The sequence below is a fragment of the Caballeronia sp. J97 genome (genome assembly GCF_905220305.1).
Taxonomy (GTDB): domain Bacteria; phylum Pseudomonadota; class Gammaproteobacteria; order Burkholderiales; family Burkholderiaceae; genus Caballeronia.
Map to the genome: position 1 here is coordinate 58941 of NZ_CAJMZL010000021.1, position 23761 is coordinate 82701.

25 protein-coding genes are annotated in these 23761 nt (G+C 64.2%); 8 read left to right on the top strand and 17 right to left on the bottom strand.

The window, feature by feature from the left end; translation table 11 throughout:
• Positions 1 to 15: 15 nt before the first annotated feature.
• Positions 16 to 993, top strand: coding sequence for a transglutaminase family protein (locus U4Y90_RS23960; protein WP_321798262.1), 978 nt, complete (start codon positions 16 to 18; stop codon positions 991 to 993).
• Here the strand turns inward: U4Y90_RS23960 and U4Y90_RS23965 are convergent.
• The 4 genes from U4Y90_RS23965 to U4Y90_RS23980 form a co-directional block, all read right to left on the bottom strand.
• The gene (locus tag U4Y90_RS23965) at positions 980 to 1726 is read right to left on the bottom strand and encodes an SDR family NAD(P)-dependent oxidoreductase (protein WP_321798263.1); all 747 of its coding nucleotides are present in this window, start codon (positions 1724 to 1726) and stop codon (positions 980 to 982) included. The genes U4Y90_RS23960 and U4Y90_RS23965 overlap by 14 nt on opposite strands.
• A gap of 4 nt (positions 1727 to 1730) precedes the next feature.
• Positions 1731 to 2093 (bottom strand): hypothetical protein, encoded by a 363-nt coding sequence (locus U4Y90_RS23970; RefSeq protein WP_321798264.1) that lies wholly within the window; start codon positions 2091 to 2093, stop codon positions 1731 to 1733.
• Between the two features lie 511 nt (positions 2094 to 2604).
• A complete protein-coding gene (locus tag U4Y90_RS23975; RefSeq protein ID WP_321798265.1) occupies positions 2605 to 3336 on the bottom strand; it encodes an MBL fold metallo-hydrolase in 732 nt (243 codons plus the stop codon).
• A gap of 169 nt (positions 3337 to 3505) precedes the next feature.
• The gene (locus tag U4Y90_RS23980) at positions 3506 to 4801 is read right to left on the bottom strand and encodes a citrate synthase (protein ID WP_321798267.1); all 1296 of its coding nucleotides are present in this window, start codon (positions 4799 to 4801) and stop codon (positions 3506 to 3508) included.
• A 154-nt stretch (positions 4802 to 4955) separates the two neighbouring features.
• Between U4Y90_RS23980 and U4Y90_RS23985 the strand changes: the two genes are divergently transcribed.
• The 4 genes from U4Y90_RS23985 to U4Y90_RS24000 all read left to right on the top strand — a co-directional run bounded on the left by U4Y90_RS23985 (position 4956) and on the right by U4Y90_RS24000 (position 9702).
• Positions 4956 to 6317, top strand: coding sequence for an MFS transporter (locus tag U4Y90_RS23985; RefSeq protein WP_321798269.1), 1362 nt, complete (start codon positions 4956 to 4958; stop codon positions 6315 to 6317).
• A 123-nt stretch (positions 6318 to 6440) separates the two neighbouring features.
• Positions 6441 to 7202, top strand: a complete 762-nt coding sequence (locus U4Y90_RS23990) for a class II aldolase/adducin family protein (protein ID WP_321798271.1) — start codon at positions 6441 to 6443, stop codon at positions 7200 to 7202.
• Between the two features lie 138 nt (positions 7203 to 7340).
• A complete protein-coding gene (locus U4Y90_RS23995; RefSeq protein ID WP_321798273.1) occupies positions 7341 to 9248 on the top strand; it encodes an FAD-binding monooxygenase in 1908 nt (635 codons plus the stop codon).
• Positions 9249 to 9258: 10 nt separating this feature from the next.
• Positions 9259 to 9702 (top strand): MarR family winged helix-turn-helix transcriptional regulator, encoded by a 444-nt coding sequence (locus U4Y90_RS24000; protein ID WP_321798275.1) that lies wholly within the window; start codon positions 9259 to 9261, stop codon positions 9700 to 9702.
• A 47-nt stretch (positions 9703 to 9749) separates the two neighbouring features.
• On the opposite strand, the gene U4Y90_RS24005 is transcribed toward U4Y90_RS24000, so the two are convergent.
• The 3 genes from U4Y90_RS24005 to acnB form a co-directional block, all read right to left on the bottom strand.
• Positions 9750 to 9974, bottom strand: coding sequence for a hypothetical protein (locus tag U4Y90_RS24005; RefSeq protein WP_321798277.1), 225 nt, complete (start codon positions 9972 to 9974; stop codon positions 9750 to 9752).
• Positions 9971 to 11386 carry a YeiH family protein gene (locus U4Y90_RS24010; RefSeq protein WP_321798279.1) on the bottom strand — a complete coding sequence of 472 codons (1416 nt, stop codon included), beginning with the start codon at positions 11384 to 11386 and terminating at the stop codon, positions 9971 to 9973. The genes U4Y90_RS24005 and U4Y90_RS24010 overlap by 4 nt, the downstream gene beginning before the upstream one ends.
• 219 nt (positions 11387 to 11605) lie before the next feature.
• Positions 11606 to 14191, bottom strand: coding sequence for a bifunctional aconitate hydratase 2/2-methylisocitrate dehydratase (gene acnB, locus U4Y90_RS24015; RefSeq protein ID WP_321798281.1), 2586 nt, complete (start codon positions 14189 to 14191; stop codon positions 11606 to 11608).
• A gap of 312 nt (positions 14192 to 14503) precedes the next feature.
• On the opposite strand from acnB, the gene U4Y90_RS24020 reads away from it, so the two are divergent.
• Complete coding sequence (locus U4Y90_RS24020) at positions 14504 to 14650, top strand: hypothetical protein (RefSeq protein ID WP_321798282.1); 147 nt, start codon at positions 14504 to 14506, stop codon at positions 14648 to 14650.
• A gap of 161 nt (positions 14651 to 14811) precedes the next feature.
• Here U4Y90_RS24020 and U4Y90_RS24025 read toward each other — a convergent pair whose 3' ends face one another.
• The 7 genes from U4Y90_RS24025 to U4Y90_RS24055 all read right to left on the bottom strand — a co-directional run bounded on the left by U4Y90_RS24025 (position 14812) and on the right by U4Y90_RS24055 (position 20217).
• Positions 14812 to 15582: a hypothetical protein gene (locus tag U4Y90_RS24025; RefSeq protein ID WP_321798283.1), complete on the bottom strand. Its 771-nt coding sequence runs from the start codon at positions 15580 to 15582 to the stop codon at positions 14812 to 14814.
• 334 nt (positions 15583 to 15916) lie between these two features.
• Positions 15917 to 16372 (bottom strand): ribonuclease, encoded by a 456-nt coding sequence (locus U4Y90_RS24030; RefSeq protein WP_321798285.1) that lies wholly within the window; start codon positions 16370 to 16372, stop codon positions 15917 to 15919.
• Between the two features lie 143 nt (positions 16373 to 16515).
• Positions 16516 to 17823 carry a chloride channel protein gene (locus tag U4Y90_RS24035; RefSeq protein WP_321798287.1) on the bottom strand — a complete coding sequence of 436 codons (1308 nt, stop codon included), beginning with the start codon at positions 17821 to 17823 and terminating at the stop codon, positions 16516 to 16518.
• Between the two features lie 86 nt (positions 17824 to 17909).
• Entirely contained in the window at positions 17910 to 18329 is a 420-nt protein-coding gene (locus tag U4Y90_RS24040) for a MarR family winged helix-turn-helix transcriptional regulator (protein ID WP_321798289.1), read from the bottom strand.
• Positions 18330 to 18482: 153 nt separating this feature from the next.
• Positions 18483 to 18716, bottom strand: a complete 234-nt coding sequence (locus U4Y90_RS24045; protein ID WP_321798291.1) for a pentapeptide MXKDX repeat protein — start codon at positions 18714 to 18716, stop codon at positions 18483 to 18485.
• 66 nt (positions 18717 to 18782) lie between these two features.
• Positions 18783 to 19559, bottom strand: a complete 777-nt coding sequence (locus U4Y90_RS24050; protein ID WP_321798292.1) for a molybdopterin-dependent oxidoreductase — start codon at positions 19557 to 19559, stop codon at positions 18783 to 18785.
• 19 nt (positions 19560 to 19578) lie between these two features.
• Positions 19579 to 20217: a cytochrome b/b6 domain-containing protein gene (locus U4Y90_RS24055; protein WP_321798294.1), complete on the bottom strand. Its 639-nt coding sequence runs from the start codon at positions 20215 to 20217 to the stop codon at positions 19579 to 19581.
• Between the two features lie 315 nt (positions 20218 to 20532).
• Here U4Y90_RS24055 and U4Y90_RS24060 point away from each other — a divergent pair, with 315 nt between their 5' ends.
• Positions 20533 to 21081 carry a sigma-70 family RNA polymerase sigma factor gene (locus tag U4Y90_RS24060; protein WP_321798295.1) on the top strand — a complete coding sequence of 183 codons (549 nt, stop codon included), beginning with the start codon at positions 20533 to 20535 and terminating at the stop codon, positions 21079 to 21081.
• Positions 21078 to 21719 (top strand): DUF1109 domain-containing protein, encoded by a 642-nt coding sequence (locus tag U4Y90_RS24065; RefSeq protein ID WP_321798296.1) that lies wholly within the window; start codon positions 21078 to 21080, stop codon positions 21717 to 21719. The genes U4Y90_RS24060 and U4Y90_RS24065 overlap by 4 nt, the downstream gene beginning before the upstream one ends.
• Positions 21720 to 21742: 23 nt before the next feature.
• Here the strand turns inward: U4Y90_RS24065 and U4Y90_RS24070 are convergent, their stop codons facing one another.
• From U4Y90_RS24070 to U4Y90_RS24080, 3 genes are all read right to left on the bottom strand, one after another.
• Positions 21743 to 22870: a YbdK family carboxylate-amine ligase gene (locus U4Y90_RS24070; protein WP_321798359.1), complete on the bottom strand. Its 1128-nt coding sequence runs from the start codon at positions 22868 to 22870 to the stop codon at positions 21743 to 21745.
• 120 nt (positions 22871 to 22990) lie between these two features.
• A complete protein-coding gene (locus tag U4Y90_RS24075; protein WP_321798297.1) occupies positions 22991 to 23263 on the bottom strand; it encodes a DUF4148 domain-containing protein in 273 nt (90 codons plus the stop codon).
• Between the two features lie 250 nt (positions 23264 to 23513).
• Positions 23514 to 23744, bottom strand: a complete 231-nt coding sequence (locus U4Y90_RS24080) for a hypothetical protein (protein WP_321798299.1) — start codon at positions 23742 to 23744, stop codon at positions 23514 to 23516.
• Between the last annotated feature and the right edge of the window lie 17 nt (positions 23745 to 23761).

Sequence of the window (23761 nt, forward strand, 5' to 3'; positions counted from 1 at the left end):
GCCCGGAGGTCGCACATGTCCGTCTTTCTCGAAGTCGAGCACGTCACAACCTATCGCTACAACACGCCAGTGGAGTTCTCCCCGCATCGCGTGATGTTCCGGCCGCGCGCCGCGCACGACATCCGTGTGCTGTCGGCCACGCTGGCGGCGTCGCCGCACAGCACGCAATACTGGCTGCACGACGTGTTTTCGAATTCGATCGCCGTCGTCGAGCCGCGCGTGCCCGCCGACGAACTCGAACTGCGCGCGCGCTTCGTGATCGAGCATTTCGGCATCAGGAATCTGGAGTTGCCGGTGTCGCCCGATGCGGAAAACTACCCGTTCCAGTACAGCGACGAGGATCGGCTCGATCTGGCGTCTTTCCTGCCGCCGCAATACCCGGAGGACCAGCCGCTGCTGCGCGACTGGGTCGCGCAGTTTCTCCCGCGGCGCGGCACCACGCATACGCGCGACATCCTCGCGAACATCAACGCAGCGATCCGCAGCGACTTCCGGTACCAGTCGCGTGACGCCATGGGCACGCAGCGTCCGTCCGAGACGCTGAACCAGCGCAGCGGCACCTGCCGGGATTTCGCGCTGCTGATGATGGAAATGGTGCGCGGACTCGGATTGGCCGCGCGTTTCGTGTCGGGCTATTTGTACGATCAGGCGCTCGATACGCCGGCCGCCCCGGCGGTGCGCAACACGGCACTGCAACAGGGCGCGCGACAGATCGAAAGCCGCGACGAACCGCTCGTGGTCGGCGCGGGCGCGACGCACGCATGGCTGCACGTCTTCTTGCCGGGCGCCGGCTGGGTGCCCTACGATCCGACCAACTCGCTCGTCGGCGGCACCGACCTGATCCGCGTCGCGTATACGCGCAAGCCCGAACAGGCCGCGCCGGTGTCCGGCTCCTGGTTCGGCGCCGCGGAGGACTTCATCGGCATGGACGTGAGCGTCAGCGTGCGGCGCATCGATCCGCCGACAGAACCCGCGTCGATCAAAACGGACTGATCCCTGACATGCCGCCATCGACGGCCAGATCGGCGCCGGTCATGTACCGCGATGCATCGGTCGCCAGAAAGAGGATGGCGGCGGCGATCTCGGCGGGGTCGGCCGGCCGCTTCATCGGGATCGCTTTCGCCCACTCCAGCAGTTGCGCCTCGGTCATGCCCAGCGTGTCGAAGATTGGCGTGTTCGCGACGCCCGGCGAAATACTGTTGACCCGTATGCCGAGCTCGACGAATTCGGCGGCGAAGCTCTTTGCCAGAGAAACGACGGCCGCCTTCGACGCGCAATACGCCGAGAAATTCTTCGTGCCCTGATTGGCCGCGAGCGATGCCACGAGCACGATCGATGCGGGCCGGGCCAGCGACGGCAGCGCTTCGCGAACCGTCGCGTACACGCCGCCGACGTTGACGTTCAATACTTCGGAGAATTGCTCCAGCGACGTGTCGCGCACCGGCGTTTGCCGGGATATCCCGGCGTTGGCGACCAGCACGTCGACGTCGCGATGAAAATGCTCGACCGCGGTCTTGTAAAGACGCTGCATGTCGGTCGGACTCGCGGCGTCCGCCACGACCGGCAGCGCATTTCCGCCGAGCTTCTGCGCGGCCTGATGCAACTTCTCCGCATTGCGCCCACTGATGACGACGCGAGCGCCTTCGGATACGAATCGCTCCGCCGTCGCGAACCCGATGCCCGTGCTTGCGCCGGTCACCACAGCCAGTCGATCTTCGAGCAGCATCGTCTCATCCCCGCAGGTTGATGACCAAAGCGCGGCCCGGCCGAATCGCGCGCGTCGTGTGTCCCGATCCCTGCAAGTCGCCCGCGAGAAAAACCGAACCCTCCGCGAAACGCCGCGAGACCTCTCCGCCCCGCACTGAAATTTCGAGCTCCCCTTCCAGGACGACGACATACTGCCGCGACGGCGGGTTATGCCGATCGAGGAAGTAGTCCGCATCGAATTCGTGCACCAGCACGCTGTCGCACGGCTGCGGCGGCGACAGCGACACGGAAATGCCTTTGAACAGCACGGCGCCGACTTCGAACACACGGACGGTTCCGAATGCCGAGTGTCCGTCGGGGTCGGTGTATATCTCGGTGCAGTCCATGATTTCTCCCTGTGCCAGTCATCGGGCAGTCAGCCGCCGTTCGTCATTGCGCAGACGAATACCGGCGGAGAGCGAAGTCATTGCATCACTCGACTGTAGACGACGTTGCCGCGCCAGCCAAATCATCGACCCGCAACGATGACCTATGAAGAATCGCCGGTTGAGCCCGGGCACGTTCACGCTAGTCATACCGGACAACCACGGTAACAAGCGATTCTGACTGCCGGCACGAAGGAAACGACAACCGAAGGATTGCTCTCGTCCGCATGCCTCAAGATATCAGGAATGCAGAACGATTCCATCGACGCGCCTAGCCTTGCAGAAACAGCTAAACAGGAGTCCAGCTTTCCTCTTAACTGCCTCTTGTCGGCAGTCGTCATCGCATCAGGTTCAGCGCGACGCTGCGCAGCACAATAGCGCATTGGCTTGCGCAATATATTTACGAAAATAGCTAATTGTTCAGGTCATCTTTATTTTCCGGCCGTAACCATGAGAGCAGCGCAAACACTTTTCACTCACTCACGCTTCGCGCCAAAGCGCGCAGCAACCCGGCGCCATCACCGCTCCACGCGCTGCCGTGCATGCAGGCGAGCGTCGTCGGCTCGAATTGCGCGAGACGCTCGAACATCGCGTCGGCGTTCCGCGTGTGCGAGAAGTAGTCCATGCTGCGGCGGAACGCTTCGCTCGGACCCAGGATATCGGCCGTGGTGAGCGCGGGCAGCGTCGCGCCGCCTTGCGTGAAAAGGTCGCCGCACAGCAGCGTGCGCGTGCTTTCTTCCATCATGAAACCGCATTCCCACGCATGCGGGAGATGAGGCGTGTCGATCCATCGCACGCTATGGCGTCCGAGCGAGACCGCCTGGCCGTCGGCGAGCGCGACGGGCGCGCGATCGGCGAGATCCATGATGGACACCATCGCCGCTACGGTTCCGCAAAGGGGCGCGGCATCGGGCGATGTCGCCAGCCAGTCGTTGAGCGAACCGCACTCGTCTGCTTCGACGTGCGAGAACGCGATATGCCGAAGGCGTGACGGTTCGATGACGCTCGCCAGCGCTTCGCGCACGAGCGGAAACATCTTGCGCGGACCGGTATGAAAGAGCAGCGGCTCGTCGTCGACGATCAGATACTGGTTGAACGAGAAGCCGCCGGCATCGCCGGGCAGCGTCACGGGCGTATTGATGCGATACACGCCCGCGGCGATTTCCTCGACGTTCGTGCCCGACTGCGAGTTCGTGATGACCATGCGTATCTCCCGGTGCGGGGGTTTTCATCGGCAGGTTCAACTCATCTAAAACTACACCGCAGGCGTGTTGTAAGCAAGGAAGACACATATGCCTACGCGGCATCTGATTAATTCGGATACCGTATCGATATTTCACGAAAAGACGCCGATCCGAACCGGCGCGTCCTCGTCAAGAACCCGTGCCGTTTTCGGCGGAAGGCGTTTCGTACTTCGCGCGCGGACGCAGCAGAAACGCCTGCGTGCGCTGCTCCATCACGTGCGCGACCCACCCGGCCGTGCGGCTGACGATCCATATCGCGGTAGCCGATCCATCGGGCAATCCGAGCGCGCGCGCGAGCGTGACGAGGCCGAGCGCAACGCCGGGATGCGCGTCCAGTTCGCGCCGCATGCGCTCGAGAAACGCGATCGTCGACCGGGTGTTTTCGCTGGCAACGGGCGCAGTTTCGCGGTGCTCCGCGATTTCGGCGGCCGCCCGCAGCATCAGATCCGCACGAGGATCGCCGCCGGGATAGAGCGGATGATTGAACCCGAACAGGCTCGCGCCGTATTCGCGCACGCGGTCGATTCGCGCATCCAGCGCCGACAATGGCTCGCACAACAGCAGGGTCTCGACCTTCTCTGTCCCGGTGCCGGTGGAAAAACCGATATGCGAGCCGATGGCCGCCGCCACGCAACTGAACAGGTCGGCATTGGTCGACGCAGCCACGCGCGCCGAAAATGTCGCGGGCGCGAGTTCGTTGTCGGCCAGCACGACGAGCGCCGTGCCGAGCGCGCGCTGCGTCTCGGGCGTCACAGCCGCCCCCGCCGCGCGCAGGATCTGGCCAGCGATGCTTTCATCGACGGCGCGCGGACAAAAAGCACGCCGCGGCCCGAGAAATCCCACGCAGCCGGCCATGCTCTGCAGCATCAGGCGCGCGGCCTGCACCGCGCCGCCGTCGGCGATCTCTCGCGTGCCGCGACCCTGCATCGCAAGCGCGAACGGCACCATCCCCAAAAGCGCGCCGATGTCCCCGCTCGCGACCCTGCCCTCGTAGACCGACAGGAAACGCAGCACGTCGGGCGGCGTCTCCAGCGATGCCCAGACCGCGAGGCCGCTCTGCCAGACGCCCGTCGTCAGCAAATGCACGACCGATTCGAACGCGGCCCCCGAGCCGGCCAGGTCGACGGCGAGACGGTTGCGATAACGCGGTCCGTGCGGCGTGATCTGCGTGATCGCCGAGTGCAGCACGGGATCGCCGAGGCGCAGCGTCGATTCGGCCACCGCGCCGCTGGGCGGGCGTCCGCGCTTGCGCGCGGCGAGCCGTTCGATGTCGCGGCGCAAATACAAACGCTTGCGGCCGTCCTCATGCGGCGTGGCGCGGACGAGACCGCGGCTGACATAGGCGTAGAGCGTCGCCGCCTTGATGTTCAGCCGCGACAGCGCCTCCTCGCAGGTCAGCACGTCGTTCCAGTTTCCTTCACTCATGTTCTTTTCCGGCTACGGCTATCGATATATTGATTTTAAAACTCAATATTGATAGACATAAACTGTATCAGTAGAGTGAGCTCCGAGACGACACAAAAGGCACCGCGAACCGTATCGGCGAAAGCGGCAAGCCACACACATCCGGAGACACCGCATGACCTTCGACACGACGCCTGTGCAGCGCAAACGGCTCGACCTGCGCGACACGCTGCAAGCCGCGCCGCTCGGCGCTTTCCACTTCCGTCTCGCGATCCTGCTCGCGATGATTCTCTGGTACGACGGTTTCGACCTCTACAACGCGTCGTACATCGTCCACGATGTCGCGCCCGCGTGGCATCTCTCGCCGAGCCAGATCGGCCTTTTGCTTTCGTGCGGGCTGGGCGGCTTCGCGATCGGCTCCGCGGTTTCGGGCCTGTTCGGCGACCGCTTCGGGCGGCGCCGGGTGATCCTGCCCGGCGTCTGGATATCGAGCGCGATGAGCCTCGCCATCGCGCTCTTCGCCCACGACCTGTCCTCGTTCGTCGCGATGCGTTTCGTCATGGGGCTCGCGCTCGGCCTGTTGATGCCGATGTGCGTCACCTACATCAACGAGATCGCGCCGAAGCGTTCGAACAACGTCTTCACGATCGGCTTTTTTTCGCTCGGCTGGATCGGCGGCGCGACCTGTTCGGGCTTCATCGCCGCCTGGCTGATGCCGCGCTACGGCTGGCAAAGCATGTATTTCACAGGCGCGCTGGCGATGATCCTCGCACTCGCGCTGCAATTCGTGCTGCCGGAATCCGTGGCCTTCCTCGGAAGCCGCAACCGGACGGACGAGGTGCGCGCGCAACTCGCACGCTTCTGGCCGGCGCGTGCCGCGGAGTTTCGCGATGCCGAGCTGGTCACGCCCGCGCCGACCGTGAAGGCCGGGTCGTTTCGCGCGCTGTTCGCCGCGCGCTTTCGCCGTCAGACGCTGTGTTTCTGGGCGATGGGCGCGCTCTCGCTGTTTTCGTCGTATGGATTGTCGGGCTGGCTGCCGACCATCCTGCTGAAGCGCGGCGAAAACCTGTCGATCAGTTTTGCCTACGGATCGCTGCTGGTGTTCGCCTCCGCCTTCGGCAGCCTGCTTTCGGGATTCGTGGCCGACCGCATCGGCAACCGGCGTCTCGCCATGTCGATCGCGTGGCTGCTCGGCGCAAGCGCCATCGGGATGCTCGCGCTGATGGCGGGCGGTCAGATCTTCTGGATCATCGTGATCGCGGGCATGTTCGTGATCGGCACGCAGACGGTCCTCAACAACCTCGTCGCCGTGAGTTATCCGACGGAAATCCGCAGCACGGGCGTCGGCGTTTTCTTCGGCATCGCGCGCTTCGGCGCCATGTGCGGGCCGGCGATCTCGGGCGTGCTGCAACAGGCGACCGGCGGCCCCGGCGCGATGTTCTTCGTGCTGGCGGCCTCGCTCGTCACGGCCGCCGCGCTGGTGTTTCTCGTCGAGCGGCCGGGAAGCCTGCCCGACGCCACCGCGTTCGGGCACTGAGGCGTTCGCATCGCACGCGCTCTCGCGCTCGGCGACGACGGCGATATGCCCGAGGAATTGTTTCCCTCTGAGGTTTGGGCTGCCGCAGGCGCCCGACCTCGTCCAACCGCAATGATCCAGACCATGACGCAGACCACGCCTTATACCGCCGCCCCGACCACGCACGACGCGCACGACATGCCGCGCCTCTTCGATGACCTCGCCGCGGCCAATCACATCCTCGCGCAGCACGAGGTGCTCGATGGCTTCGGCCACGTGAGCGTGCGCGACCCGCGCAATCCGCAGCACTTCCTGATCGCGCAGTCGATGGCGCCCGAGCTCGTGCAGCCCGACGACATCCTCACGCTCGACTTCGACTGCCAGCCGGTCGATGGCGATACACGCAAGCGCTATCTGGAAACCTGGATCCACGCCGAAATCTACCGCGCGCGCCCCGATGTGCAGGCGGTCGTGCATAGCCATTCCCCGTCGGTGATTCCTTTCGCGGCGTCGTCGGTGCGGCTGCGCCCGATCTATCACATGGCTGGCTTTCTTTCGACCGGCTCGCCGGTGTTCGACATCCGCCACTGCTTCGGCTGCACCGACATGCTGGTGCGCAACAGCGCCCAAGGCAAGGCGCTCGCCGAGACGCTCGGGGCCTCGGACGTCGCGCTGATGCGCGGTCACGGTTTCGTGGCGACCGGCCCCTCGCTGCCGGCGGCGGTGTACCGCGCGATCTATACCGAGCTGAATGCGGGCATGCAGCAGAAGGCCATCGCGCTGGGCGGCGAGGTCACTTATCTCGACGAGGGCGAAGGCCGCGCGAGCAACGACACGAACCTCGGCGTGATCGAGCGGCCCTGGACGCTCTGGAAGCGACAGGTCGAGGCGCTGCGTCGCGACTGAAAGAGATCGACGGGGCGCGGCGCGCCCCGGAATCGCTGTCTAGGGGTAAACATCCGGTACAGCGGAATTCCTTGGAAATAGTTGGTGTACGGAGTATATTCCAATCCAACGAGACAGCGAATCAACGAGGAAGACATCATGCAATTTCATCTCGACGGTTTCCGTGTCGGTGATCCGACGATCGAACCTGCCGCCGAAGGCGCGCCCCGTACCGAACTGCCCGACACCGTCGATGTTCTCATCGCCGGGAGCGGGCCGGCCGGACTCGTGCTGGCCGCGCAACTGTCGCAGTTCCCGACGATCACGACGCGCATCGTCGAACGCCGTTCAGGACCGCTTCTGATGGGTCAGGCGGACGGCGTCGCGTGCAGGACCGTCGAGATGTTCAATGCTTTCGGCTTGAGCGACCGCTTGCTGCGCGAGGCATACTGGGTCAACGAAACGGCCTTCTGGCGGCCCGATGCAGAGGATCGCGGCGCAATCAAGCGTACCGGACGCGTTCAGGACACCGAAACAGGTTTGTCGGAGTTCCCGCATGTGATCGTCAACCAGGCGCGCGTCCAGGACTATCTGCTGGATGTGATGCGCCGTTCCGCGCAACGTCTCGAACCGGACTACGATCTCGAAGTCGTGAACGTCGAGCGCGACGACGACGGTGATTACCCGGTGCGGGTGACATTGCGGCGCACCGATGCAGCGCGGCTCGACGAGGTCGTCACCGTACGCGCGCGCTATGTCGTCGGTTGCGACGGCGCCCGCAGCCGCGTGCGCACCGCCATCGGTCAGACGCTGCGCGGCGATGCGGCCAATCATGCGTGGGGCGTGATGGATGCGCTGGCCGTCACGGATTTCCCGGACATCCGGCTGAAGGTGGCGATCCAGTCCGCGAGCGAAGGCAATCTGCTCATCATCCCGCGCGAAGGCGGATATCTCGTCCGCTTCTATGTGGATCTGGGCGAGGTCACCGCGGACAACCGCGACGCCCTCAAGCAGACCAAGGTCGATCGCATCATTCAAACGGCGCAGCGGATCCTGCATCCCTACTCGCTCGACGTGAAGGAAGTCGCGTGGTTCTCGGTGTACGAGGTCGGCCAGCGTCTGACGGACCGCTTCGACGATGCGATCGCAGCCGATGGCACCGCGCGCGAGCCGCGCGTGTTCATCGCGGGCGACGCCTGTCATACGCATAGCGCGAAGGCCGGCCAGGGCATGAACGTCTCGATGCAGGACGGGTTCAATCTCGGCTGGAAGCTCGGCGCGGCGCTGCGTGGACTGGGCGATGCCGAGCTCCTGCGCACGTATTCCGACGAACGCCAGCCCATTGCGCAGGAGCTCATCGATTTCGACAAGGAATGGTCGGCGATGATGGCCGCGCCGCCGAAAGACCCGAATCGCCCCGAGGCAGGCGGCGTCGATCCCGCCGAGCTCCAGGCGTACTTCGTTCAGGCGGGCCGCTACACGGCCGGGGTCGCGACGCGTTACCGGCCGGCCATGCTGACCGGAGAGCCGACGCATCAGGCGCTCGCGAGCGGCTTCACGATCGGCACGCGCTTTCACTCGTCGCCCGTGCTGCGCCTGGCGGATGCGAAGCCGATGCACCTCGGTCATGTCGCGCGCGCCGATGGACGCTGGCGTCTGTACGCCTTCTCCGACGCAAGCCGCAGCGCCTTCGACGCGCTCTGCGAGCACCTCGCGAGCTCGCCGGATTCCGTCTTGCGGCGCGTCACGCCGGAGGGCGCCGATCCGGACAGCGTGCTCGACCTGCGCGCGGTGTTGCAGCGGAATCATCGCGACATACCGCTCGACGGCTTGCCGGGCGTGCTGCTGCCGCGCAAGGGCCGCTATGGTCTCGTCGACTACGAGAAAGCATTTACCAGCGATTCGGTGACTGATATCTTTGACGAGCGCGGCATCGACCGCGAGCGGGGCGCGCTCGTCGTGGTCCGTCCGGATCAATACGTCGCGCATGTCCTGCCGCTGGACGCATACGCGGAACTCAACGCCTTTTTCGGGCCGATATTTCCGCACGCATCAACCCGCACCTGATCTGAACAAATTGCCGAACAAAGAAGACGACCGCGAACCGCTGTCGAAATATACGGGTAGCCTCGTGCGTCGCGCGCAGCAGCGCCATGTGGCGGTGTGGCTCGCCGAGGTGTCCGCGGAAATCACGAGCGTGCAGTACGCGGCGCTCGAAGTCCTGCACGAGACGCCCGGCGTCAATCAGCGACAACTCGGCGATGAGCTCGACGTAGACCGTTCGACCATCGCCGATCTCGTTGCCCGCATGGTCCGCAACGGTCTCATCGAACGCTCCGACGATCTCGTCGACAAGCGCAGCTACGTGCTTTTTCTGACGGCCGCCGGAAAGAAGCAACTGACGGCGTTGCGCCCGCGCGTCGCGGAAGTCGAGCGCATTCTCACCGCCCGGCTCACATCGAAAGAATGTCTGGAGCTGAGGCGGCTACTTGCCGCGTTATTGCCGCACGACGAAGCCTGACGCCGAGGGGCTTCGGAAGAACGCTGTGCGCGATGCATCGCGCGTCGTCATTCGCGCGGCGGCATTGCTCGCGTGACGAACGCGACGCAGCAGTCGCGCGGCATCGTCAGGCGGTCGTGGCGCAGGCACAGGCGGCTGTCGCCCACGCTCGCGCCGTATGCCGAGCCGAACGATGCAAGCCCGGCGATGCGCTTCTCGAGCAACGCGGGGTCGTCGGCCCAATGGCGGCATCGTGCGCATTCGGGCTCGCCCGACGAAGGCCGCGCGCTCATTGCCCGAGCGCCGACCAATACGGCGCGAACACATGCACCGACAGCAGATAGCCGATCACGACGTTGACCACGACGCCCGCCGTGAAGGCCGCGAGCGGTCTCGCGCCGGTGCCGGCGAGCGTGGCGAAGCGCGTCGTCAGCCCGATGCTCAGGAAGCAGAACGTGAAGGCCCAGGTGCGCAGCGCGACGATCGGCGCGACGAACGCGGGCGTCACGACGCTGCGATAGTCCGCCAGCGTGTAGTGCGACGCGATCCACGTGACGATCGCCGAGGCGACGACGAAACCGATCACGAACTTCGGAAAGCGCGTCCAGATTTCGCGTGCGCTCGGCCTGGCCTGCACGCCGTCGGCGGCATCGCGCTCCCAGCGCGTGGTCGCGACGATCGCGAGCACGAACGCCCAGATGCCGATCCAGATATCGCGGCCGACGACCTTCATCAGCACGAACGCTTGCAGCGATGCGTCGGGTGCGCCGGCCACGACGCCGGGCGCATGCCGCGCGAAATCGCCATAGGCCTGCGCGGCGGCAATGCCCGCGGCATCGGCGAATTCGGAGGTGCCGATCCATGCGCCGGCGACGCCGGTCGGCAAACCGAGCGCGCGTGACACGGCGGGCAGCGCGAACACCATCACGATCGCCCAGACGACGACCAGCGTGATCGCCACCGACGCCTGTTCGCGCCGCGCGCGCACGGCTCCCGCGATCGCGATCGCCGCCGACACGCCGCACACCGCGCCGCCCACGCCCAGCACCGCGGCGAAGCGCTTGTCGATGGCGAGCGCGCGCGCCGTCCCGTAGATCACGAAGAAGGTCACGAGCGACACGATGGTCGCCTGCCCGATCGCGACCGGCCCCGCCCAGACGATCAGCGTGAACGGCAGCGTCGCGCCGAGCAGCACGATGCCGACCTTGATATAGAACTCGACGCGCAATGCCGGCGCGAGCCACGCGGGCAAGGTGAAAAGGTTCGACACGATCAGCCCGAGCGCCAGTGCGATCAGCGGCGGTTCCAGGTTGTAAGCGCTCGCCTGAACCCACGCGCCGGCCGCGAAGATGATCGTCGAAACGGCGAAGATGACGAGAAAGCCCGCGATGAATCGCCCGACGGGCAAGCCCAGCGCGGCGATCGCGACCGAGAACACCGCCGCGAACGCGATGAACAGCGCGACATAGCTACTCGCGTGCTTGCCGAGGTCGCCGGCGAGCTGGCCGGCGCCCGACCATTTCGCCGGCGCGACCGCCAGCCATTTGATGCTGCTGCCCGAGGCGAAGAGCGCATACGCGACGACGATCGCGAACAAGCCGATGGCGACGGCCCACCAGTCCTCGGTGCCGAACGGCTTGCGGGCTTCGCTCGACGCTACCGCGTTCCCGGCGACGGCGTCGCCGGCAATCGACCTGTTGCTCATCGCTCGCCCCTCATGTGCGCCGCGCGTGACGCTTCAGTATGAAATCTTCGACTGCGCGGCGGAAATGACTTTTTTATCTTTCGATATAGCCGGCGATCATGCGCGCAAGGTTTCCCCGCCACGGCGCTCCACGAAAAAAAATGGCGCCGCAGGCATTCAGCCTGCGGCGCCATTTCGTAGTGCGGCGGCGCAACAGCACGCCGCAGCCCGAGAGGATGCTTACATGTTCACCGTATCGGCGACTTCCTTGAAGTCTTCGATCTGGTCGAAGTTCATGTACTGATAGATCTTGTCGCCGTTGGCGTTGAGCACGCCCATGTCGGCCATGTACTCTTCCTTGGTCGGAATCTTGCCCAGACGCGAGCAGATCGCCGCCAGTTCCGCCGAGCCGAGGTACACGTTCGTGTTCTTGCCCAGACGGTTCGGGAAGTTACGGGTCGAGGTCGACATGACCGTCGCGCCCTCGCGCACCTGAGCCTGATTGCCCATGCACAGCGAGCAGCCCGGCATTTCGGTACGCGCACCCGCCGTGCCGAAGACGCCGTAGTGGCCTTCCTCGGTCAGCTGCTTCTGGTCCATCTTGGTTGGCGGCGCGACCCACAGCTTGACCGGAATGTCGCGCTTGCCTTCCAGCAGCTTCGACGCGGCGCGGAAGTGACCGATGTTGGTCATGCACGAACCGATGAACACTTCGTCGATCTTGGCGCCGGCCACGTCCGAGAGCGTCTTCACGTCGTCCGGATCGTTCGGGCAGGCCACGATCGGCTCGTGGATGTCGGCCAGATCGATCTCGATGACGGCGGCGTACTCGGCGTCGGCATCCGGTTGCAGCAGTTGCGGATCGGCCAGCCACGCTTCCATCGCCTTGATGCGGCGCTGCAGGCTGCGCGGGTCTTGATAGCCCTGCGCGATCATCCACTTCAGCAGCGTGATGTTGCTGTTGAGGTATTCGATGATCGGCGCCTTGTTCAGGTGGACCGTGCAACCGGCGGCCGAGCGCTCAGCCGACGCATCCGACAGTTCGAACGCTTGCTCGACCTTCAGATCGGGCAGGCCTTCGATTTCGAGAATGCGACCCGAGAAAATATTCTTCTTGCCTTGCTTCGCTACCGTCAGCATGTCTTGCTTGATGGCGTACAGCGGAATGGCATTGACGAGATCGCGCAGGGTCACGCCCGGCTGCATCTTGCCCTTGAAGCGCACGAGCACCGATTCCGGCATGTCCAGCGGCATCGTGCCGGTGGCGGCCGCGAAGGCGACCAGGCCCGAGCCGGCCGGAAAGCTGATGCCGATCGGAAAGCGCGTGTGCGAATCGCCGCCGGTGCCCACGGTGTCGGGCAGCAGCATGCGGTTCAGCCACGAGTGGATCACGCCGTCGCCCGGACGCAGCGAAATGCCGCCGCGCGTGCTGATGAAGTTCGGCAGCGTCTGGTGCGTCTTCACGTCCACCGGCTTCGGATACGCGGCGGTGTGGCAGAACGACTGCATGACGAGGTCGGCCGAGAAGCCGAGGCATGCGAGGTCCTTCAGTTCGTCGCGGGTCATCGGACCGGTGGTGTCTTGCGAGCCGACCGAGGTCATCCGCGGTTCGCAGTACGTGCCCGGGCGCACGCCCTGGCCTTCGGGCAGGCCGCAGGCGCGGCCGACCATCTTCTGCGCCAGCGAGAAGCCCTTGCCGCTGTTGGCGGGCTGCTGCGGCAGGCGGAACAGGTTCGACGGCGGCAGACCCAGCGCTTCACGCGCCTTCGCGGTCAATCCACGGCCGATGATCAGCGGAATGCGGCCGCCGGCGCGCACTTCGTCGAAGAGCACGTCGGACTTGACCTGGAACTCGGCGATCACTTCGCCGTTCTTCAGCGCACGGCCCTCGTACGGGCGCAGCTCGACCACGTCGCCCATTTCCATGTTCGATACGTCGAGCTCGATCGGCAGTGCGCCGGCGTCTTCCATCGTGTTGTAGAAGATCGGGGCGATCTTGCCGCCGAGGCACACGCCACCAAAGCGCTTGTTCGGGATGAAGGGAATGTCTTCGCCCGTGAACCACAGCACCGAGTTGGTGGCCGACTTGCGCGAGGAGCCGGTGCCGACCACGTCGCCCACGTAGGCGACCAGATGGCCCTTTTCCTTCAGCGATTCGATGAACTTGACCGGGCCGCGCTTGCCGTCTTCTTCCGGCGTGATGCCGGGACGGGCGTTCTTCAGCATGGCCAGCGCGTGCAGCGGAATGTCCGGGCGCGTGGTGGCGTCCGGGGCCGGCGACAGGTCGTCGGTATTGGTTTCGCCCGTCACCTTGAACACGGTGATGGTCAGGCTCTGCGGCACTTCCGGACGGCTGGTGAACCATTCGGCGTCCGCCCAGCTTTGCATCACGGCGCGCGCGTGCGCGTTGCCCTTGTCGGCCAGTTCCTTGACATCGTGGAACTGGTCGAACATCAGCAGGGTTTTCTTCAGCGCGTCGGCGGCGACGGCGGCAACTTGCTCGTCGGACAGCAGTTCGATCAGCGGCTGGATGTTGTAGCCGCCCAGCATCGTGCCGAGCAATTCGGTGGCGCGCTCGCGCGAGATCAGCGCGCAGGCGGTCTCGCCTTTCGCCACGGCCGCCAGGAAGCCCGCCTTCACGCGCGCTGCGTCATCCACGCCGGCAGGCACGCGATTGGTGATCAGGTCGAGCAGTGTCTGCTCTTCGCCTGCGGGCGGATTCGTCAGCAATTCCACCAGTTCGGCGGTCTGCTGCGCTGTCAGCGGCAGGGGAGGAATACCGAGCGCGGCGCGCGCGGCTACATGAGCGCGAAAATTTTCAAGCATGGGGGACCGTTGATATTGCGTTTCAGGGGAAGGCTTCCAGACACGCCGAGGCTGTTCCGGGCTTTGCTTTGTCGCGATTCTAACCCCGATGGCGCGCCGCGTCAAATGTCTTATGTCTTATGTCTTATATAAGAGTTGCAAAACGCGGGCGCCGGGAGAGGCTATCTCGCGAAATAGTTGGTAACGCCCGGGCCGCTTGCCTGTCTTTTCCGCGCAATGAATATCGGCTGCGTTGCTACGATCGGCTCCGGCCTCCGATGCCGCCCGTCGAAGGCATTTTTCCCCGCTTCTATCCAATCGAGTCCGTCACTCATGCGCAAGCTCACCGTTTCGATCGTCGCACTTCTGCTCGTCTGCTCCTTCAGCGGGTGTGCCACCACCGTGGGAAACATCGCACTAGGCTTTGGTCTCGGCGCGGCGGGCACGATCAGCGGGCTTTACTGCGCATTGGCCTGTTGAATATCGCTCACGACCATGTTGCCGATTCTCTCGATCAACGCTTTCGAGAGATGATCGGCTTCCGATAACGAAAACCGTACTTAGACAGGGCGCGCGTCCAACGAAAAACGCGCCTCACGGCGCGTTTTCCCTCCCTCGTTCGTCGTCCGTCAGCAGCACGCCTAGAAAGCGATGCGAACTTGCCGCTGCGCGCAATCGGTCTTGCATGACGTAGTCCCGGAGCCGGTCAGCGCCGAATGAGGCGCGGCGGCCGTATTCAGCACCGGCGCCGCAGCCGCGGTCTCGTAACGCGCCGGCGATACGCTCCGAAGATGTTCGACGCCCGCCTGTCCAAGAACGGCGCGAGTCGGTCCGGACTCCGTAGTCGAGCCGGTCTGCAGCGCGGACGGCCTCGCCGGCACGGGCGGCGCACCCTTCTCGATCTCCGCGGGAACATCGGGGACAGCGCTCGTCTGTTCGTCCTTTGCGGCAGCAAGCCCCTTCAACCGGAACACGGCTGCTTCGGCCGATGGCGCGAGCTGCTGTTCGGCGACGCCGGACTTGATCTTGTTCACGGTCTGCGTCCGTCCATGTTCGACGTCCGCTTCCAGTTCGGCGATTCGGCGCGTGTACCAGTCCGCCACGCACGCCTTGTCCTTGCAGTTGCGCTGACGCCATTGCCATTGCGTCACGCGGTCGGCGTCGAGTGCCGCCGCGTCGGACGCCGCGTCATGCGCCGCGCGGAATGCGACCGCCAATTTGTCGTCGAGCGATGAAAGCTCCGGGTCCGAACAAACGAGCCGCTCCGAAGCGGATGCGTTGCGCGGACAATGAAAGCTGGCGGCATGCGAGGCCGATATCGCACCGAGCGATGTCAACAACGCGCACGCCGCGACACGCGCGCAGCGCCGCAAATCGATTGACGGGTTGTGCAGCTTCTTTCCTGAATTCATGATTGGCCTGTTCCTCAGATAGATCTTCTCGTTGATGGGACATCTCGCCTGCGCGCTTCGTCGTCGCATCGAACTGTCATTCCGCTCGGCGGGTTCAATCGCCGTATCGAAAGATAGGGCATCGTTCGATGCATCGAATTGCCGATCAATGTGCCAATCACCGCAAACGTTACCGCGCGTTACTTTGTATTTGCGTCGGTAATCCGATGGGGGGAAAGAGGCGGCGTAGCGCTGACGAGCGTGCGCGCGAGACTGGACGAACGCAGATGCGCCGAGGAAGGCGCGGCCTGTGCGAGCCGCGCGGAACATGAGTGAGGAGAAGCGAGGGCTCGGCTTATTCGCCGATGCGTTTGAAACTAACGTAGTAATCGTCAGTGTAGTAGCAGTTGCCGGTCTGCCTGCGCGGTCCGCCGCATACGATGCGGCGCTGCCCGCGATCCGCCGAGCCGGGCGTGCGAACGGTGTATGCGTGGTAATAGCCGCGCGGATGCTCCGGCAGCAATCCCGCGCTGTTGCGGAACAGGACACCGTCCTCGCCGAACGGGAACGGACCGCCCGCTTTGATCAGACGCAGTGTTTCGGCGGCTTCCCCCGGCAACTGCGCCTTCGCGACGACAGGCGGCGGGCCGGATGCGGCGGTTGCGGCGCTCGCCGCCTCTGCGGGCTGGACCGGCGCCGAACTCGCGGACGCGCCCGCGTCCGGAGTGGCATTTCGCGATCCGTCCTTGCCGCATCCGATAAGGATCGCGCTCGAGATGAGGATGCAGGAGAAAGCCCGCGCTCGGTTCACGAAACGATTGTCTCCGGGTTGACCAGCATTCGACGGCCACGAACGGTTCAAGAGTATCGCTAATGGCAGAGTGAATCAATGATCGGCCGGAAATAGGGATTTTTCGCTAGACCGTCAGGCCGATGCGCGCCTTCCCGCGCGTCTCACTTGCTCATGTATTTCTGCGCCAGCGCTTCATACAGCGGCGGAGCAAACAGCTTCGACACCTGGCTCGCGATCAACGCCGTGGCCATCAGCGACAGCACGAGTGCATGCCCGTTGATCATCTCGATGACGATCACGAATGCCGTGATCGGGCTCTGCGTGACCGCGGCGAGATAGCCCACCATGCCGAGCGCGATCAGCATCGGCAATTGCATGCCGCCGAAGACGAGATGAAGCGCATTGCCGATGCCCGCTCCGATCGCCAGCGAAGGCGCGAACAATCCGCCCGGCGCGCCCGGCAGATAGGAACCGATCATCGACGCCATTTTCAGCAGCGGATAGCTCGCGCCGAGCTGCGAACCGCCTTCGAGCATGCCGCGCGCTTCGGCATAGCCGCTGCCGAAGGTGTGACCGCCCGCGGCGACGCCGATCACGGCGATGACGAGGCCGCATGCACCGCCGAACGCAATCGGGTGCGACTGACGCCAGCTCACGACCCGCGACGGCATCCAGCGCTGCGTGTTCAGCAGCAGCCAGCAGAAAATGCCGCCCGCGACGCCGGTCACCGCGCCGAGCAGAACCACGGCAAGCGCGAGCGAATCCGGAAAGTGCCCGCTGAAATCGATCGTGCCGAAATAGGTGTAGTTGCCTTGCAGCGCGAGCGAAACGATACCGGCGAAGATGATCGCCGTGATCAGCACGCCGCTGGTTCGCTGCTCGAAGCTGCGCGTGAGCTCTTCGATGGCGAACACCACGCCCGCGAGCGGCGCGTTGAATGCAGCGGAGAGTCCGGCCGCCGCGCCCGCGAGCGCCAGCTTGCGTTCGAGCCCGCCGCCACGCATGCTACGCAGACGCGACGGATAGAAACGGCGCAGGCTGAACATGAGCGCCGCGCCTACATGGATGGTCGGTCCTTCGCGTCCGATGGTGAAGCCGCCGAGGATCGACAGAAACGACACGGCGATCTTGCCGATCAGAATGCGCACGGTGAGCAGCCGCGGTCCCAGTTCCCGGCCGTCGTGCAGCACCGCGATGACTTGCGGAATCCCGCTGCCTTCCGAGCCTGGAAAGAAGCGGCGCGTCACCCATACGCAGAACGCGGCGATGGCGGGCGTGATCAGCAGCGGCAGCCACCACCAGATGGCGGTGATGCGCAGAAAGGCGTCGTATCCGATGTCGATCAGCCGCGCGTACATGACCGCGACGAGCCCGGTCGCGACCGCGCCGAGCCAGAACACGCCGTAGTGCAGCCACAGCCTCCTCGCGCGCAAGAGTGTCCGCTTGTCGATGAATCCAGGAATGCGCATCAGGTCATGGCCAAAGCAAATTTAAGGCACATTGTGACATAAATTCGCCTCGCCTTCCGATCAAGGCCTCCTTCGGGACTATCGGTTCACGCTGTTTTCTCGCTGAACACCCAGCCGAAGGAACCATAGTGCGCCTTGTGCTCGGCCGCGAGCTTGAGCAGGCATCGCTCGCCTTTTGCCGTCAGATGCACCTGCACCTGCCGGCGATCGGTCTTGTCGGTTTTGCGCGTGACGAGGCCCGCCGCCTCGCAACGCGACACCAGCGCGGCCGTGCCGTTGGGCGCGGCCTGCAGGCGTTCGGCGAGCTCGCCGACGGTGGCCCACTGCCGCTCCGGAAAACCGCGAATGTGCAGCAGCAACTGATACTGAAGCGTCGTGATGCCGGCTGCATTGGAGATCTCCTCCGACACGCGCAAAAACTTGCGCAGTTCATAGCGGAAGATCGACATGGCTTCCAGGTCCTGCTTGCCCGGATGCGTGACTTTCTGCTTCGTGTTCGACGACATCGATGATCCTGATTCGAGGTGAATGCCACAGTGCGCGGGAGGCGCCGGGTGCCTTCAAGTGTACGAAAGGATCATACAGAGTGTGTGCCTGCGGTCCGACGAACGGAAGGCGCGGGCCCGATGCAGGAACGGGCCCGCGCGAACATCGCCGGCCTACTGCGACATCGCCCCCGATGCGGGATGATCCATGCCCGATGCACCGTGCTTCTTCATCTTGTCGCTCTTGCCCATCGAGTCGTGCGACATGCTGTCTTTCTTCATCGTGTCTTTGGACATCGCGTCCTTGGACATGGAATCGTTCGACATCGTGCCGCTCGCCTGAGCGAACGCGGCCGATGCGCCCATCATCAGCATCGCCGCGAGAACTGCCTTCATCGATCGCTTCATTGCTTCTCTCCTTGGTGAGTCAAACATGGCATCCGGACAATCCGGAACCGGTGGATGGCGCGGCGCTCAGGAGCCGCCGAACCAGTTGTAGCCCTGGTCGACCCAATAGCCGCCCGGGTACGTGTTGGTGACGAATATCTCGACGATGTGCTTCGGGTTCTTGTAGCCGAGCTTGGTCGGCATGCGCAGCTTCATCGGATAGCCGTATTTCGCAGGCAGGCGCTGGCCGTCGTATTCGAACGTCAGAAGGGTCTGCGGATGCAGCGCCGTCGGCATGTCGATGCTTTCGTAGTAGTCGTCGGCGCAGCGAAAGCCGACGTACTTCGCCGTGGTATCCGCGCCCACGCGCCGCAGAAACTCGAAGAACGGCGTGCCGCCCCAGCGCCCGATCGCGCTCCATCCCTCGACGCAGATGTGCCGGGTGATCTGCTCCGCGTGCGGCAGCGCGTATAGCTGCGGCAAGGTCCATACGCGCTGCCCGGTCACGAGGCCGCTCACTTTCAGGCGATAATCGTCGCCGTTCACCTCCGGCACGTCGTCGATGCCGTAGAACGCATTGAACGGAAACGGCCGCGTGAGCTGTGCCTCGGTGTAGGTCGGCGCGAGCTGCTTCGGATCGAAGAGCAGGGCCTGGGCGCGATCGTTCAGGCGCGATACCGCGGTGAGGAACGTGTTGACCGATTGGTCATCGGTGATCGAGCAGCCGCTCAGAAGCGCGAGCCCGCCCAGCGTCAGCATGCGTTTGCCGAACAGTCGCCGCGACGGCATGTCGAGTTCGCGGCGCGCATCGGCCAGCACGGACGCACGATCGACCTCGATGATTCGTTTAACGTCGGTTTTCATGGTGTGTTCCCGAGGTTCATCAGCGGCCGCGCAGCATCGTCAGCAGCGAGCGCGGCACGAGCGCGACCATCGCCACATGCACGACGACGAACGCCGCCATGAACGCCATCGCGCAGAAGTGCACGATGCGCGCGTTGTCGTAGCCGCCCATCAGTTCGCGCAGCAGCGGGAACTGCACCGACTTCCAGATCGCGAGCCCTGACAGCACGAGCACGATCAGATCGACGATGACCGCGAGATAGGCGAGCTTCTGCACGGCGTTGTAGTGGCGCAGATCGGCGTGCGAGAGCTTACCGCTCAATGCGGCGAGCAGGTCGTGCAACACGGCGCGCGGCGAAACGGGAAAGAACTTCGAAACGAAACGGCCGCTCGCGACGTTGAGCGCGATATAGACGATGCCGTTGAACACCAGCAGCCACATGGCCGCGAAGTGCCACTGCAGCGCGCCGCCGAGCCAACCGCCGAGCGTGATCGACGGCGGAATGACGATTTGCCGGAATACCGGCGATGCGTCGTAGATGCGCCAGCCGGAGAACATCATGATCAGCGCGGCGAACGCATTGAGCCAGTGCGTGATGCGCAGCCACAGCGGATGGACCGGTGCATCGCGGGGCGATCGTTCGTGCGCTGCGTTGAGGGGCGCTTTCATCGTTTCCATATGGGTCACCTCGATCGTCGATTTCGACTGGGTTACCGGTTAATTCGTGTCGGGCGCGCTTCCGGTTACAGCCGATTCGTTTCGATGACCAGCCGAAAAAATTTCAGGTCACGCTGTAACGCGCGACGCCGAAACGACGAACTAACGCAAGGCAGGAGGTGAACGACGACCATGGACCAGGAAGGCGCTATTGAGGCGCGTCACGGCTTCGGCTACTCTGAAACGATCGATCTGAAACGCGGCGTCTCCCTCGCCTGCGTGGCGGCGCTCGCGCCGCCGGTTACTTCGACCCGTTGCATCGGACCTACAGGAACCATGTCGCAAGATGCGGAAAGCCGGTTGAAAGCACTGTTCATCGGCGGACTCGATGGCGATCAGAACGCGTACCGCAGCTTCCTGCAGGCTCTCACGCGGCATCTGCGCGGCTATCTGCGAAAGCGCATCGCGCATCGTCCCGACGATGTCGAAGATCTCGTCCAGGAAATTCTGCTGGCGGTGCATAACGCGCGTCACACCTATCGTCCGGATGAGCCGTTGACGGCCTGGCTGCACGCGATCGCCCGCTACAAGCTGATGGACTTCTTCCGCGCGCATGCGCGCCGCGAGTCGCTGAACGTCCCGCTCGACGATCACGAGGAACTGCTCGCCGCCACCGACGACGAACCCGCGCAGGCGCGCCACGACGTCGGCAAGCTGCTCGAACATCTGCCGGACAAGCAACGCTTGCCCATCGTTCATATGAAACTCGAGGGTCTTTCGGTGACGGAAACGGCGCGGCTCACGGGTCTGTCGGAATCGGCCGTGAAGGTCGGCGTGCATCGCGGTCTGAAAGCGCTTGCCGCCAAAATCCGGGGGCTGCGATGAACACCGACGAACTGATCACTCTCCTGTCGAATCAGGTGACGCGCGTGGACCGTGCGGCCGTTTCGCGCCGGTTCGTTCAGGCTCTGCTGCTAGGGGCGGCGGGCTCGCTCGTGTTGATGAGCATCGTGTTCGGCGTGCGTCACGATCTCGGCACGGTCGCGCGCACCGGCGTCTTCTGGGCGAAGCTGGCATTTCCGCTCGCCATCGCCGTCGGCGCAATGCTCACCGTCGGCCGGGTCGGCCGGCCCGGCGCGCGCGTGGGGTACTCGTGGGCGATCGTCGCATTGCCGTTCGCGGCGGTCTGGATCGCCGGCTGGCTGGTCTTCGACCGGGCCGATCCCGCCGCGCGCTGGACGCTCGTGCTGGGTCAGACGTGGCGCACGTGCCCGTTCAATATCCTGCTGCTCTCGATACCGACCTTTCCCGCCGCGATCTGGGCGATGCGATCGCTCGCGCCGACGCGCCTGCGGCTTGCCGGCGCCATCGCGGGATTGCTGGCCAGTTCGACGGCGACGATCGTCTACTGCCTGCACTGCCCCGAGATGAGTCCCGCATTCTGGGGCGCGTGGTATGCGATCGGCATGTCGTTGCCGGCGCTCATCGGCGCGTGGCTAGGTCCGCGGCTCCTGCGCTGGTGAGGGCATGCGAAGCGTTGCAGCGCCTATTGCGGCAATCGATCGCCACGCCAGACCTGACACTGCTGACGGACGACTTCGTGCAACGAATCGTGTGCATCGTAGATTCGGCGCAACCAGGTTGCATCGCTCTGACCGGCGCTCACGGCACGCCGGATGATATCGAGACCTTCCTCCGCGCCGAGCGCCTGCGCATGGCCGGCGATCGCATCCAGCGTGGCAAGAATCTCGTCGCGAATCGGGCCGCGGTGCCCGGTCTCCGGATTCACGCACGTTCCGTCCAGCCCGAAGCGGCAGGCCATGAACCGGTTCGCCCGGTACACCTCGTAATCGCGCTCACTGAGGCGCAACGGTTTCTCGACGAGCAGATACCTCGAAAGCGACTGAATATAGGCGGCAATCGCCGCCGCCCATTCGACGCGTAGCGGCGTGTCCATCACGCGTACTTCGATCGTGCCGTATCCCGGGCTCGGCCGTATATCCCAGTAGAAGTCTTTCAGGCTCTTGGCGAGGCCCGTGTTCGTCATTCGATCGAAATAGGCTTCGAAGTCGGACCATTGCGTGACGAAAGGCGCTTGCCCCGACAAAGGAAACGGCGCAACGGAATTGAGTCTCGCGCACTGAAACTGTGTGTCGCTTCCCTGAACGAACGGAGACGAAGCAGCCAGGGCGATGAAGTGCGGGACATATCGCGAGAGCGAATGGAGCAGAACGAGCGCCGAGTCGGCATCCGGACAGCCAACATGAACGTGCTGGCCGAAGATCGTGAATTGCTGGTAAAGGGCGCCGTACAGCCCCATGAGGTATTCGGAGCGTTCTCGCCCGTCGGAACGCTGGTCGAACCAGTTCTGGAAGAAATTCGTGCCGCCGCCGCACACCCCGACATTCAGAAAATCGGCCGCCCGGACCAAGGTATCGCGCAACGCCTGCAGTTCGCTTCGCGCCTGATCGAAGTCCTTGCACACGCCGGTCGACAGCTCGATCATCCCCTCTGTCGTTTCCGGATTGATCGCCCCCGCAAAAGTCTCTTCCTTGACTCGATTCAGCAACTCCGTCGTTGCCTTCGTCAGATTGTAGTCGTGGGTATTGACGACCTGAATTTCGAGCTCGACGCCGATAGTAAAAGGTTCTGACGACGCAAATGGCTGCAGCATGGGATGTCCTGTCGCTCGGAGATCGAGACCCAACGATTGCAAAGCGGCAGGGGTTGAGCGCGACGGAGCGGGCCGAGACGGCGTCTCGGGTTCACTCGCCAGCACGTTCACCCGCCGATATCACCGGGCCACATCACCCGACTGGAAAGCGCCGCTCCAGTCACGGCCATAGCCGGCTGCGGCCGCCTTTTGTGCCGCGGCACGAAACTCCGCTGCCTGAATTTCGCCCTCGGGAAAATCCGCCCAGGCAGTCGGCCCGTATCCCGCCCTTTCGGCTTTCACCACGTCGGCGCGGACTTGCGCGCGTGTGAGGGACTGCTGATTCGCCTGCGCGAACGAGAGAACCGGTGCGGCAAAAGCCAACGCGACAATCACTGTGATCAGCGATTTCATGGCGACACCTCCCAAGCATGTTGCGGAGCTGCATCGACGAGTGCATTCGACTTGCTCACATAGCTTAGCAGGTTGCAAAACTAGGGCAAACACCAGCACGGCCTTGCATTTCTGTGCGCCGCAACAACTCGGGAACTGTGTTTATCCCGATCGCATGGGCTGCGGAAAACAATCCCGACGAGGACGCACGGCAAGCGAGCCGGATCGATTGGATGGAAGGTGAGAAAGACGCGATGAAAATGGCCCGGCCTCAGGGCCACTTCATGCTGGGCTGCACGGCTGCGGGCGGATAGACGCACCATGAGCCGTCGCCGTGCTGAAAGAAGAATAGGGCGAACGTCGCGGAGGATCGCATCACTTCGACGCGCACGGCGCGCCACGGCCGCTCCCGCGAACGAACGGGTCGGGTCACCCGGAATGTCTCGTCCTTGCCGAACCAGTCATTCACGAAGAACTTGAGCGATGTGGTCTGACTTCTCATATGTCTTCCGCGCCACC